Here is an 11,576-nt window from a genome sequence, read left to right on the forward strand (position 1 = left end):
CGGGCGCCGCCCGCTCGGCAAGTCCCTCCTCGCGCGGGTGCGGCCGTGGATGCTGCTGACGCCCGCGCTGCTCGTGCTGGCGGTGCTGCTCCTGTGGCCGCTGGTGCGGGTGGGGCTGTTCTCCCTGCAGGACTACGGGCTGCGCGAGATCGTCTCCGGCGAGCCCAACTGGATCGGCCTCGGCAACTACGTCGAGGTGTTCACCTCGGAGCAGCTGTGGGCCGTGGTGCTGCCCAACACCGTGGTCTTCGCCGTGCTGTCGGTGGCGTTCACGGTGATCTTCGGCACCGCCGTGGCCGTGCTGCTCGCCTCCCTCGGCCGCGTCTGGCGCACCGTCGTGTCCAGCGCGATCATGGCGGCCTGGGCGATGCCTGCCGTCACCGGCACGTACGTGTGGGTCTGGATCTTCGACGCGGACCGCGGCGTGTTCAACCACGTGCTGCAGTCCCTCGGGCTGCAGGACGCGCCCGTCAACTGGTTCACCGACCGCTGGTCGTTCTACGCGATCGTGCTGCTCAACGTGGTGCACCACGGCTTCCCGTTCGTCGCCATCACGGTGCTCGCCGGGCTGCTCGGCGTGCCGAAGGAGCTGCTGGAGGCCGCGGAGATCGACGGCGCCGGCGCCTGGCGACGGTTCTTCTCGGTGATCGTGCCGCAGCTCAAGCAGATCTTCGCCGTCGTGATCATCCTGTCGACGATCTGGGACTTCAAGGTCTTCGCGCAGGTCTACCTCATGCCCGGCGGCGCCGGCAGCAACCGCGAGGTGCTCAACCTCGGCGTGTGGTCGTACACCGAGTCGTTCGGGCAGAACCGGTACGGCTTCGGCTCCGCGATCGCGGTGCTGCTGACGCTGCTGCTGCTCGGCATCACCGTCGCGTACGTGCGCACGATCCTGAAGGAGGAGGAGCTGTGAGCCGCCCCCGGACCGCGACCCAGGTGGGCAAGGGGGTCGCCGTCGCGCTGCTCCTGGCGTTCACCCTGTTCCCGGCCTACTGGATGCTCGTCAGCGCGTTCGACGGCCAGGCGGGGCGCGGGTCGTCCTTCGTGCCCGCCGACCCGACGCTGGACCACTTCGAGTTCGTGCTCACCGACGGCGGCTTCGACGTCTTCCTGCGCAACTCGCTGCTCGTGGCGCTCGGCACGGTGCTCATCTCGTCGCTGCTCGCCCTGCTCGCGTCGGTGGCGGTGGCGCGCTTCCGCTTCAAGCTCCGCACGCAGGTGCTCATGCTCGTCCTGATCGTGCAGATGGTGCCGCTCGAGGCGCTCGTCATCCCGCTGTTCGTGCAGGTGCGCAACCTCGAGCTGCTCGGCACGCTGACGGGCCTGGTCGTGGTGTACGTGGCGCTCGCGCTGCCCTTCGGCATCTGGATGCTGCGCGGCTTCGTCGCCGCCGTGCCGGTGGAGCTGGAGGAGGCCGCCTACCTCGACGGGGCCACCTGGGGCCGGATGTTCCGCTCCATCCTGCTGCCGCTGGTCGCGCCCGGGCTCGTGGCCACGAGCATCTTCAGCTTCATCACGGCGTGGAACGAGTTCGTCTTCGCGATGACGCTGCTCGGCGGCGAGACGCAGAACTACACGGTCGCCATCGGCCTGCGCTCGTTCTTCGGCCAGCACTCCAACGACTGGGGCGCGATCATGGCCGCCTCGACCATCATCACCGTGCCCGTGATGGTCTTCTTCATCCTCGTGCAGCGCCGGCTCGCGTCGGGGCTGACCTCCGGGGCGGTGAAGGGGTGAACGCCGTCCGGCAGGCCGTGCACGGGGTGCTGCTGCCCGGCTTCACCGGCACCACGCCGCCGGACTGGCTGCTCGACGCCGCGCGCGACGGGCTCGCGGGGGTCGTGCTGTTCGCCCACAACACGCCGGACCTGGCGACGACGGCCGCCCTCGCCGCGCGCCTGCACGACGCCGCGCCCGACCTGATCGTCGCGACCGACGAGGAGGGCGGCGACGTGTCGCGGCTCGAGGCCGCGACCGGCTCGTCGCTGCCCGGCGCCGCGGCGCTCGGCGCGGTGGACGACGCCCGGCTCACGGGGGCCGCGGGCGAGGCGCTGGGCCGCCTGCTCGCGGCCGCGGGCGTGGACCTCGACCTGGCGCCGGTGCTCGACGTCGACACGCCCGGCAACCCCGTCATCGGGGTGCGGGCCTTCGGCACCGACCCGGAGGCGGTCGCGCGGCACGGCGTCGCGTTCGCCCGCGGCCTGCAGCGCGGCGGCGTCGGCACGTGCGCCAAGCACTTCCCCGGCCACGGGTCCACCACCGTCGACTCGCACCTCGCGCTGCCCGTCGTCGACGCCGACCTGGAGACCCTGCGCGGTCGTGACCTCGTGCCGTTCGCGGCGGCCGTCGCCGAGGGGGCCGCGGACGCCCTCATGACGGCGCACGTCGTGGTGCCCGCGCTCGGGCCCGCGCCGGCGTCCCTCGAGCCCGCCGTCGCGGCGCTGGCCCGGGAGCTCGGCCACGCCGGCCCGATCGTCACCGACGCCCTCGACATGCGCGCCGTCTCCGACGGCGCGGACGTCGGCGAGGCCGCGGTGCGCGCCATCGAGGGCGGCGCGGACCTGCTGTGCCTGGGCACGACGACGGGCCGGGACGACGCGGCGTTGTTCGGGTCCGCGGTCGAGGCCCTCGTGGCCGCCGTCGACTCCGGGCGAGTGGCCCTGGACCTGCTCGTGGCCTCGCGCCGCCGCACGGACGTCCTGGTGCGGCGGCTGCGTTCGCGGCGGGCGTCCGCCGCGCCGGTCCCGGCCGAGGAGGCGCGCACCGCGCTCGCGGCCGTGGGCGCCGAGGTGGCGCGCCGCGCCGTGCGTGCCGTCGGCCCGTCGCCCGCGCTCGCGGGCCCGCCCGACGTCGTCGACCTGCGCCTGCGGCTCGACCACGCCGCCGGGCGCACCGCGCAGCACGTGCAGCGCGCCGTCGCCGACCGCTGGCCCGGCGCCGTCGTGCACCCGGCCCTGGACGACGACGGCGTCGAGGCGCTGCGGCGCGCCGGCACCGCACGGCCGCTGGTCGTCGTCACGCGCGAGCCGGCCCCCGGCGCCGCGGAGCACGCACGGCTGGCGCAGCTGCAGCGGGCACGGCCGGACCTCGTCGTCGTGCACACGGGTGCCCCGGACGCGGGGGAGCGGTGGCTCGCCGCGCTCCCCGGCGGGCTGCCCGCGACGGTGCTCGCCTGCGGCACGGGGCGGGCCAACGCGGAGGCGGCGGTCGCGCTCCTCGCGGGAGACCTCGAGCCCGAACCCACGGAGGCGCGATGATCGTCATCGGCATCTCGTCCGGCACCAGCGTCGACGCGATCGACGCGGCGGCCGCGGACCTCGACCTGCGCCGCGACGGCACCCTGTCCATGCGGCCCCTGGGCCACGCCGAGTACGCGTGGCCCGAGCACCTGCGCCGGCGCATCCTCGCGGCGCTGCCGCCCGCCACCGCGGACCTGGGCGAGGTCTGCCAGCTCGACACGCTCGTCGGGCAGGAGCTCGGCGCCGCCGCCCGGCGCGCCGTCGACGACCTCGCGGGCGGCGACGCGGACCTCGTGGCGTCGCACGGGCAGACCCTGCACCACTGGGTGGTGGCGGGCCGCGCGCGGGGCACGCTGCAGCTCGGCAACCCGGCCTGGATCGCCGAGAAGACGAGGCGGCCGGTGGTCAACGACTTCCGGGTCGCGGACGTGGCCGCCGGCGGGCAGGGCGCGCCGCTGGTGAGCGTGCTCGACGCGCTGTGGCTCGGGCACGGCGGGCCCGCGAGCACGACGTACACCGCGGCCCTCAACGTGGGGGGCATCGCCAACGTGACCGTGGTCGGCGCGCACGACGAGCCCGTGCTCGGCTGGGACACCGGGCCCGGCAACTGCCTGCTCGACGCCGCCGTGCAGCGGCTCACCGGGCAGCCGTTCGACCGCGACGGGGAGCTCGCCGCCCGCGGCGTCGTCGACCCCGAGGCGCTGGACGCGCTGCTCGACGAGCCCTACTACGGTCTGCCCGTGCCGAGGTCCACCGGCCGCGAGCTGTACGACGGCGAGTACGTGACGACGCGCCTCGCCGCCGCGGGCGTGCGGGCCGACCGGCTCAGCACCGCCGACCTCGTCGCCACGCTCACCGAGCTCACCGCGACCACCGTGGCGCGGTCGCTCGCCGACCACGCGCCGGGCGGGGGCGTCGAGCGGGTCGTGATCTCCGGTGGAGGGGCCCGCAACCCGGTGCTCCGCGACCGGCTGCGCGCGCTGCTCCCGGCCGGCACCACCCTGGTGACCGCGGACGACCTCGGCCTGCCCGCGGACGGCAAGGAGGCCTACCTCTTCGCGCTGCTCGGCTTCCTCGGCGTGCACGGGGTGCCGGGCACCGCGCCCGGCCCGCACCGGCGCCAGGCCACCGGCGCCCGGCGACCGGTGGTGCTGGGGTCGCTCACCCCGCCGACGCCGCTGCCGCTGGAGGCCGTCCGCGTCCCCGTGCGGCGCCTCGCGCTCACCACCGCACCGAGCCAGGTCGCGCCCCACGACCTCGCGAGCCTCCCGACCACTGCGCGCGACCTGACGAGAGGAAGCACCCGATGAGCGGAGCGACCGTGCCCGACCCCGCCGTGCCTGCGGACGCCGGCCCCCCGGACGACGTGCTCGACGTCGCGCGCCTCGTCTCGCCGACGGAGGAGCGCAACCCGCGCACCACCGACATCGACCTGCTCCCGCCCGCCGACGTGGTGCGCCTCATCCTCGACGAGGACGCCGGCGTCGCCAGCGTGGTGCGCGCCGAGCGGTTCCGCATCACGCAGGCCGTGGAGCTGGCGGTCGAGGCGATCCGCGCCGGTGGGCGCGTGCACTACGCGGGCGCGGGCACGTCGGGACGGCTCGGCGTGCTGGACGCCGTCGAGCTGCTGCCGACGTACGGCGTCGGCCCCGAGTGGTTCGACGCGCACCTCGCCGGCGGTCACGACGCGATGACCGTCTCGGTGGAGGGCGCGGAGGACGACGCCGATGCCGGTCGGCGCGACCTGGACCACGTCGGCCCGCACGACCTCGTGGTCGGGCTGGCGGCCAGCGGCCGCACCCCCTACGTCGGCGGCGCGCTCGACCTGGCCCGCGAGCGCGGGGCGCGCACCGCGCTGGTCAGCGCCAACCCGGCCGCGCCGCTCGCCGACCGGGCCGACGTCGCGATCCTGCTCGACACGGGTCCCGAGGCCGTGACCGGCTCGACCCGGATGAAGGCCGCCACCGCGCAGAAGATCGTGCTCAACACGTTCTCGACCGCGACGATGATCCAGCTCGGCAAGACGTACTCGAACCTCATGGTCGACGTCCGCGCCTCCAACGCCAAGCTCCGCGCCCGGCTCGTGCGCCTGCTGAGCCAGGCGACCGGCCTCGCGCCGGAGGTCTGCGCGCCCGTGCTCGCCGAGGCCGGCGGGGAGGTCCAGGTCGCGCTGGTCATGCTGCTCGCGGGGGTGGACGCCGCGGCGGCGCGAGGCGCCCTCGACGGCGGAGACGGCGTGCGCGGCGCCCTCGGCCGCCTGGGGGCCGCCCCGCCGCGGTAGTACCGGCCCTGCCGAGGTGCTACCTCGGCAGAACTCGTCCTACCTCGGCATGACTGGTACTACGTCGCGGGGGTGGGGCGGGCGCCGAAGACGGCGGTGCCGACGCGGACGACGGTGGCACCCTCGGCGACGGCGAGCTCGAGGTCGGCCGTCATGCCCATGGAGAGCTCACGGGCGCCGGCGGTGCCCGGGGCACCGCTCGCGAGCACCGCGTCGCGGACCGCTCGCAGGCGGGCGAACCCGGCGCGCACGTGCGCCTCGTCGCGATGGTCACCCAGGGGTGCGCCGATCGTCATGAACCCCGTGAGACGCAGGCCGGGCAGGGCGGCGACGTCGGCGGCGAGCGCCGCCGCGTCGTCGGGCGCGACGCCGGACTTGCTCTCCTCGCCGGAGACGTTGACCTGCACGAGGACGTCCAGGGTGCGGCCGTCGCGCTCGCAGCGGGTCGACAGGGCGCGGGCGAGCGCGGGGGAGTCCACGGAGTCGACGGCGGTGGCGGCGCCGAGCACCTGGTTGACCTTGTTCTTCTGCAGGTGGCCGATGAGGTGGGCCTCGACCCGGCCCGCGGCGACGAGGTCCGCCAGGGCGGGCGCCTTCGCGACGAGCTCCTGGACGCGGTTCTCGCCCACCAGCACCGGCCGGTCGTCGCCCGCCGCGGCGGCGAGGTCGAGCGCCGCCCGCACGCCGGCGAGCACGGTCTCGGCGTCCTGGGTCTTGGTGGCCAGCAGGACGCGGACCTCGCGCGGGTCGCGGCCGACGGCGCGCGCCGCGTCGGCGACGCGGTCGTGGACGGCGGCCAGGCGTGCGGGGATCCCGGCAGGGGCGGTGGGCATGGCGCCAGTCTACGAACGCCGCCGCCGCCGCCGGCGCCGGGACGTGACCGACGTCGCACCGGTCCAGGGTCGCGTCAGGGGGATCCCGGGTGGTGCCATGCTCGCGCCGCACGCGAGGATGGTCGGGTGAAGGCCCTGCTCAACATCATCTGGCTCGTCTTCGGCGGCTTCTGGCTCGCGCTCGGCTACGCCGCGGCGGGCATCCTGTGCTGCATCACGGTCGTGGCGATCCCGTGGGGCATCGCGTCGTTCCGCATCGCCGGGTACGCGCTGTGGCCGTTCGGCCGCACGGTGGTGGACAAGCCGGGCGCCGGCGGCTGGTCGGTGCTGGGCAACGTCATCTGGATCATCTTCGCCGGCATCTGGCTGACCATCGGGCACATCACGACGGCGTTCGCGCAGGCGATCACGATCATCGGCATCCCGCTGGCGATCGCGAACATCAAGATGATCCCGGTCTCGCTGCTGCCGCTCGGCAAGGACATCGTGCCCAGCGACGCCCGGTACCCGACGTACCAGCACTGACCCGCCGGTCACCCCTCACGGGCGGCCGATCGGCGCCGTCGTCCCGCCCGTGAGGCGCAGCAGGTCGTCGGGCGCGAGGGAGACGTCGAGCCCCCGCCGCCCGCCGGAGACGTAGACGACGTCGAAGCCCACCGCGGACCCGTCGAGCACGGTCGGGTGCCGCTGCTTCTGCCCGAGCGGCGAGATGCCGCCCAGCACGTAGCCGGTGGCGCGCTGCGCCGCGGCGGGGTCCGCCATCACCGCCCGCTTGCCGCCGACGGCGCGGGCCAGCGCCTTGAGGTCGAGGCTGCCGTCCACCGGCACGATGCCGACGACGAGCGACCCGTCGACGTCGGCGAGGAGCGTCTTGAAGACCTGCGCCGGGTCGACGCCCAGCGCCTCGGCCGCCTCCTCGCCGTAGCTGAGCCCGGAGGCCGGGTCGTGGTCGTAGGTGTGCAGGCCGTAGGCGACCCCGGCCCGGTCGAGCGCGACGACCGCGGGCGTCCCGTGCGAGGCGTGCGTCTTCTTCTTCGACACGCCGCCGATTGTGCCTGAGTAAGGTGGTGCGGTGCTCCTCCTTCTCGTCCTCGCGATCCTGGTAGGAGGGGCCCTCCAACGGGTCACGGGCATGGGCTTCGGCCTGGTCGCGGGCCCGTTCATCGTGCTCCTGGTCGGCCCGCTCGAGGGCGTGCTGTTCGTCAACCTGGCCGGCTCGATCGCGTCCGCCCTCATCCTGTGGCGGGTCGCGCGGGACGTGGACTGGCGGCGCTACACCTGGCTGGCCGTGACGTCGGTGGTCGTCATGGTCCCCGCGGCCCTGCTGCTGCGCGACGCGAGCACGGCGGCGCTGGAGATCACGGTGGGCGCCCTGGTGGTCGTCGCGATGACGCTCGCCGTCGTCACGACCCGGCTGCGCCGCGGCGGCCGGCACCCGGTCCGGCCCGAGTCGCGCACCCCGTTGGTCGTCACCGGCGTCGCGAGCGGCGTCGGGAGCGTGGCCGCGGGCATCGGCGGCCCGCCGGTGGCGATCTACTCCGTGCTCAGCGGCTGGGACCCGCGCGGGTTCGCCGCCACGGCGCAGCCCTTCTTCGCGACCAACGCGCTCGCCGCGCTGATCGCGAAGCTCACGCTCACCGACGCGTCCTTCCCGCCGTTCGCCGCCTGGCAGTGGCTCGTCGTCCTGGCCGCGATCGTCGCGGGGCTCGTCGTCGGCGACTGGCTCACCCCGCGCGTCCCCGCGGTGGCCGTCCGGCGCGGGCTGATCGTGCTCGCCTACGCCGGCGGCGCCGCGACCCTGGTGCAGGGCGTGCTGCACCTCGGGTGAGCGCACCCGGGCACGCTCAGGGACGCGCGGCGCCCCCGGTGTCGCCCCGCGGCACGTCCGGCGGGCCGTCGGCGCGGTGCGCGGGCGACTGGCCGTGAACGTCCTGGTCGGGGTCCAGCTCGTCGGCGCGGCGCAGGCGCTCGTCGACGTCGGCCCGGCGCTCGTCGAGGGTCGCGTCCCGGCTCCGGGCCTCCTCCTGCAGGCGTGCGGCCTCGGCGGCCTTCCGGTCCGCCTCCGCCTGCGACATGCGCGCCTCGGCGTCGAGCTTCGCCGTCGCGGCCTCGCGCTCCTGCACGGCGATCCGGTCGTGCTCCGCCTGCCGGCGCAGCTCGGCGGCCTCGTCGCGCCGTTCCTCGCGGCGGCGCGCCTCGGCGGCCCGCGACCGGCGGGCGAGGGCCACGGCGACCAGCACGAGCAGCAGCACGACGACGACGGCGACGACGATCCAGACGATGGTCGTGGTGTCCATGGCGGACTCCTGACGTCGGGGGAGCCGGGGTCGGCGCCCTGCCTCGATCACAGGGCGAGGCCCGGTTGCTTGCAACCCGCGGACGCCGGCGCTCAGATCCGGCCGACGTCCACCACGGTGAGCGCCACGCCGCCGGCCTCGTCGCTCGCGGCCAGGTCGACGACGGCGGTGATCGCCCAGTCGTGGTCGCCGTCGGCGTCGTCGAGCACCTGCCGCACCCACCACGTGCCCGCGGGCACCTCGGCGACCTCGACGCCGTCGCGCGTGGTCGTCGTCGCGCCGCCGGGCAGCTCGGCGCCCGGCTCGAGGATCGTCAGCAGGCCGGCCGCGCGGGCGGCCGGGCCGATGCCGACCGCGTCGTCGCCCTGCGCCTCGAACAGCGGGTCGAGCGCGGCGGCCCAGGCGTCGCCGTCCCAGCCGTGGACGCCGTCGAGCGCCCCGAGGGCGTCGTAGTCCTCGCGGGCGGCGAGCTCGACGCGCCGGAACGTCGCGTTGCGGACGAGGCGGCGGAACGCGCGCGGGTTCCCGGTCACGGGGCGCGCGGGCGCCTCCGCGCCGGCCTCGGCGAGCTCGCCCTCGACGACGAGGTCGGCGTCGTCGTCGACCGGGTTCTGCAGCCGCTCCCACTCGTCGAGCAGCGACGAGTCGACGCCGCGCACCAGCTCGCCGAGCCACTCGACGACCTCCTGCACCTCCTCGGTGCGGTGCTCCTCCGGCACCACCTGGCGCAGCGCGCGGTAGGCGTCGGCGAGGTAGCGCAGCACCACGCCCTCCGTGCGCTCCAGCCCGTACAGGCTGACGAGCTCGGAGAACGTCATGGCCTGCTCGAGCATGTCCCGCACGACGGACTTGGGCGCGAGCTCGGCGCCCGCCACCCACGGGTTGGACCGCTTGTAGGTGGCGAACGCGGGCTCGAGGAGGTCGACGAGCGGCCGCGGCCACGTGACCTCCTCGAGCGCCTCCATGCGCTCCTCGTACTCCAAGCCCTCGGCCTTCATCGCCGCGACGGCCTCGCCCTTCGCCTTGGACTGCTGGGCGTAGAGGATCTGCCGCGGGTCGTCGAGGGTCGCCTCGATGACGGAGACGACGTCGAGCACGTGGGACGGGCTCTCGACGTCGAGGAGGTCCATGGCGGCCAGCGCGAACGGGGACAGCGGCGCGTTGAGCGCGAAGTCGCGCGGCAGGTCGACGACGAGCCGCACGCTGGGCCGGTACCCGGCCGGGCGCGACGGGTCGGGCACGCGGACCTTCTCCACTACGCCCGCGACCCGCAGCGAGCGGTAGATGCGGAACGTCTGGCGCACGTGCTTGGCCTGCTGCGCCTCGGTGTCGTGGTTGGCGGTGAGCAGGTGCCGCATGGCCTCGACGGGGTCGCCGTCCGCGCCGGTCGATCCCCGGGCCAGCACGTTGAGCACCATCGCGTGGTTGACGTGGAACTGGCTGGTCAGGGGCTCGGGGTCGGCGTCGCGCAGCCGCTCGAACGTGGAGTCCGTCCAGTTCACCGCGCCGGCGGGCGCCTTCTTGCGCACGACCTTCTTGAGCTTCTTGGGGTCGTCGCCGGCCTTGGCGAGCTGCTTGCGGTTCTCGATCACGTGGTCGGGTGCCATGACGAGCACCTCGCCCACGGTGTCGAAGCCGGCCCGCCCGGCCCGGCCGGCGATCTGGTGGAACTCGCGCGCCGTGAGATGACGCATGCGCTCGCCGTCGTACTTCACCAGCGACGTCATGAGCACGGTGCGGATGGGCACGTTGATGCCGACGCCGAGGGTGTCGGTGCCGCACACCACCTTGAGCAGCCCGCGCTGCGTGAGCCGCTCCACGAGGCGGCGGTACTTCGGCAGCATCCCCGCGTGGTGCACGCCGATGCCCGCCCGCAGGAACTTGCTCAACGTCTTGCCGAAGCCCGTGCCGAACCGGAACGCGCCGATCTCGGCGTCGATCGCGGCCTTCTCGTCCTTGGAGGCCAGGCTCGTGGACAGCAGCGCCTGCGCGCGCTCGACGGCGTCCTTCTGCGTGAAGTGCACGACGTACACCGGGGCGCGGTGCGTCGTGACCAGCTCGGCGATGACGTCCGTCAGCGGCTCGACGACGTAGGAGAACGTCAGCGGCACCGGCCGCTCGGCGCCCGCGACCTCCGCGACGGCGCGGCCGCTGCGCTCCTCGAGGTCCTCCCGCAGCCGGGTGGTGTCGCCGAGGGTCGCCGACATCAGCAGGAACTGCGTGCGCGGCAGCTCCAGCAGCGGCACCTGCCACGCCCAGCCGCGCTGCCGGTCGCCGTAGAAGTGGAACTCGTCCATGACGACCTGGGCGATCGCGTCGTCGCCGGACGTGCCGTCCGCGCCCACGCCGTCGTCGTCGGCCCCGCGCCGCAGCGCCAGGTTCGCGAGGATCTCCGCGGTGCAGCAGATGATCGGGGCGTCGGCGTTGACCGCGGAGTCGCCGGTCATCATGCCCACGTTGCGCGACCCGAAGGCGGCCACGAGGTCGAAGAACTTCTCGCTCACCAGCGCCTTGAGCGGCGCCGTGTAGAACGTGCGCCCGCCGCGGCCCGACCGGCGGTTCGCGAGCGCCGCGAACTGCGCGCCCATCGCGACCATCGACTTGCCCGACCCCGTGGGCGTGGCCAGCACCACGTGCGAGCCCGTCATGAGCTCGAGCAGCGCCTCCTCCTGGTGCGGGTACAGGGGGCGGCCGGTGCCGGTGGCCCACTCGCCGAACCCCTCGAAGAGGCCGTCGGGGTCCGGTGCGCCGCCCGTGGGGGCGGGCAGGTACGGCAGCAGCGTGCCGGCGGGGCGGGGGGCGGGGGCGGTCTCGGTGGTGGTGCCGGTCGGGGAAGTCATGGTCGGACCATTCTTCCAGGCCTGCGCCGAAAGCAACGAGCGTGCTGACTTGATCCTCATTCCGCCCGAATGAGGATCAAGTCAGC

At 74.9% G+C, this 11,576-nt stretch carries 11 protein-coding genes; 7 read left to right on the plus strand and 4 right to left on the minus strand.

Annotation, left to right across the window (positions count from 1 at the left end; all coding sequences use genetic code 11):
- The 5 genes from ACFUVW_RS15840 to murQ all read left to right on the plus strand — a co-directional run.
- Positions 1-913: carbohydrate ABC transporter permease (locus ACFUVW_RS15840; protein ID WP_430572286.1), on the plus strand; the 913-nt coding region annotated here is incomplete at its 5' end.
- Positions 910-1,737 (plus strand): carbohydrate ABC transporter permease, encoded by an 828-nt coding sequence (locus ACFUVW_RS15845; protein ID WP_430572287.1) that lies wholly within the window; start codon positions 910-912, stop codon positions 1,735-1,737. The genes ACFUVW_RS15840 and ACFUVW_RS15845, both read left to right, overlap by 4 nt.
- A complete protein-coding gene (locus ACFUVW_RS15850) occupies positions 1,734-3,257 on the plus strand; it encodes a glycoside hydrolase family 3 N-terminal domain-containing protein (RefSeq protein WP_430572288.1) in 1,524 nt (507 codons plus the stop codon). Before ACFUVW_RS15845 ends, ACFUVW_RS15850 begins: the two co-directional genes overlap by 4 nt.
- Positions 3,254-4,549, plus strand: a complete 1,296-nt coding sequence (locus ACFUVW_RS15855; RefSeq protein WP_430572289.1) for an anhydro-N-acetylmuramic acid kinase — start codon at positions 3,254-3,256, stop codon at positions 4,547-4,549. Before ACFUVW_RS15850 ends, ACFUVW_RS15855 begins: the two co-directional genes overlap by 4 nt.
- Complete coding sequence (gene murQ / locus ACFUVW_RS15860) at positions 4,546-5,520, plus strand: N-acetylmuramic acid 6-phosphate etherase (RefSeq protein WP_430572290.1); 975 nt, start codon at positions 4,546-4,548, stop codon at positions 5,518-5,520. Before ACFUVW_RS15855 ends, murQ begins: the two co-directional genes overlap by 4 nt.
- 59 nt (positions 5,521-5,579) lie before the next feature.
- Here the strand turns inward: murQ and ACFUVW_RS15865 are convergent, their stop codons facing one another.
- Positions 5,580-6,353: a YggS family pyridoxal phosphate-dependent enzyme gene (locus tag ACFUVW_RS15865; protein ID WP_430572291.1), complete on the minus strand. Its 774-nt coding sequence runs from the start codon at positions 6,351-6,353 to the stop codon at positions 5,580-5,582.
- A gap of 126 nt (positions 6,354-6,479) precedes the next feature.
- On the opposite strand from ACFUVW_RS15865, the gene ACFUVW_RS15870 reads away from it, so the two are divergent.
- Positions 6,480-6,878: a YccF domain-containing protein gene (locus ACFUVW_RS15870; protein ID WP_430572292.1), complete on the plus strand. Its 399-nt coding sequence runs from the start codon at positions 6,480-6,482 to the stop codon at positions 6,876-6,878.
- Positions 6,879-6,893: 15 nt separating this feature from the next.
- Here the strand turns inward: ACFUVW_RS15870 and ybaK are convergent, their stop codons facing one another.
- Positions 6,894-7,394, minus strand: coding sequence for a Cys-tRNA(Pro) deacylase (ybaK, locus tag ACFUVW_RS15875; RefSeq protein WP_430572293.1), 501 nt, complete (start codon positions 7,392-7,394; stop codon positions 6,894-6,896).
- A gap of 31 nt (positions 7,395-7,425) precedes the next feature.
- On the opposite strand from ybaK, the gene ACFUVW_RS15880 reads away from it, so the two are divergent.
- Positions 7,426-8,181: a sulfite exporter TauE/SafE family protein gene (locus ACFUVW_RS15880; RefSeq protein ID WP_430572294.1), complete on the plus strand. Its 756-nt coding sequence runs from the start codon at positions 7,426-7,428 to the stop codon at positions 8,179-8,181.
- A 16-nt stretch (positions 8,182-8,197) separates the two neighbouring features.
- Here the strand turns inward: ACFUVW_RS15880 and ACFUVW_RS15885 are convergent, their stop codons facing one another.
- Together ACFUVW_RS15885 and ACFUVW_RS15890 are read right to left on the minus strand one after the other, a co-directional pair.
- Positions 8,198-8,650, minus strand: a complete 453-nt coding sequence (locus tag ACFUVW_RS15885) for a hypothetical protein (protein ID WP_430572295.1) — start codon at positions 8,648-8,650, stop codon at positions 8,198-8,200.
- 92 nt (positions 8,651-8,742) lie between these two features.
- Positions 8,743-11,490, minus strand: coding sequence for a DEAD/DEAH box helicase (locus ACFUVW_RS15890; RefSeq protein WP_430572296.1), 2,748 nt, complete (start codon positions 11,488-11,490; stop codon positions 8,743-8,745).
- Positions 11,491-11,576: the final 86 nt, after the last annotated feature.

It is taken from the genome of Isoptericola sp. NPDC057391 (genome assembly GCF_042668085.1).
GTDB lineage: Bacteria > Actinomycetota > Actinomycetes > Actinomycetales > Cellulomonadaceae > Isoptericola.

Excerpts from the sequence above, each read along its gene's own strand:
- ACFUVW_RS15855 (WP_430572289.1), top strand. The coding sequence starts at position 3,254 with ATGATCGTCATCGGCATCTCGTCCGGCACCAGCGTCGACGCGATCGAC.
- murQ (WP_430572290.1), top strand. The coding sequence starts at position 4,546 with ATGAGCGGAGCGACCGTGCCCGACCCCGCCGTGCCTGCGGACGCCGGC.
- ACFUVW_RS15865 (WP_430572291.1), bottom strand. The coding sequence starts at position 6,353 with ATGCCCACCGCCCCTGCCGGGATCCCCGCACGCCTGGCCGCCGTCCAC.
- ACFUVW_RS15885 (WP_430572295.1), bottom strand. The coding sequence starts at position 8,650 with ATGGACACCACGACCATCGTCTGGATCGTCGTCGCCGTCGTCGTCGTG.
- ACFUVW_RS15890 (WP_430572296.1), bottom strand. The coding sequence starts at position 11,490 with ATGACTTCCCCGACCGGCACCACCACCGAGACCGCCCCCGCCCCCCGC.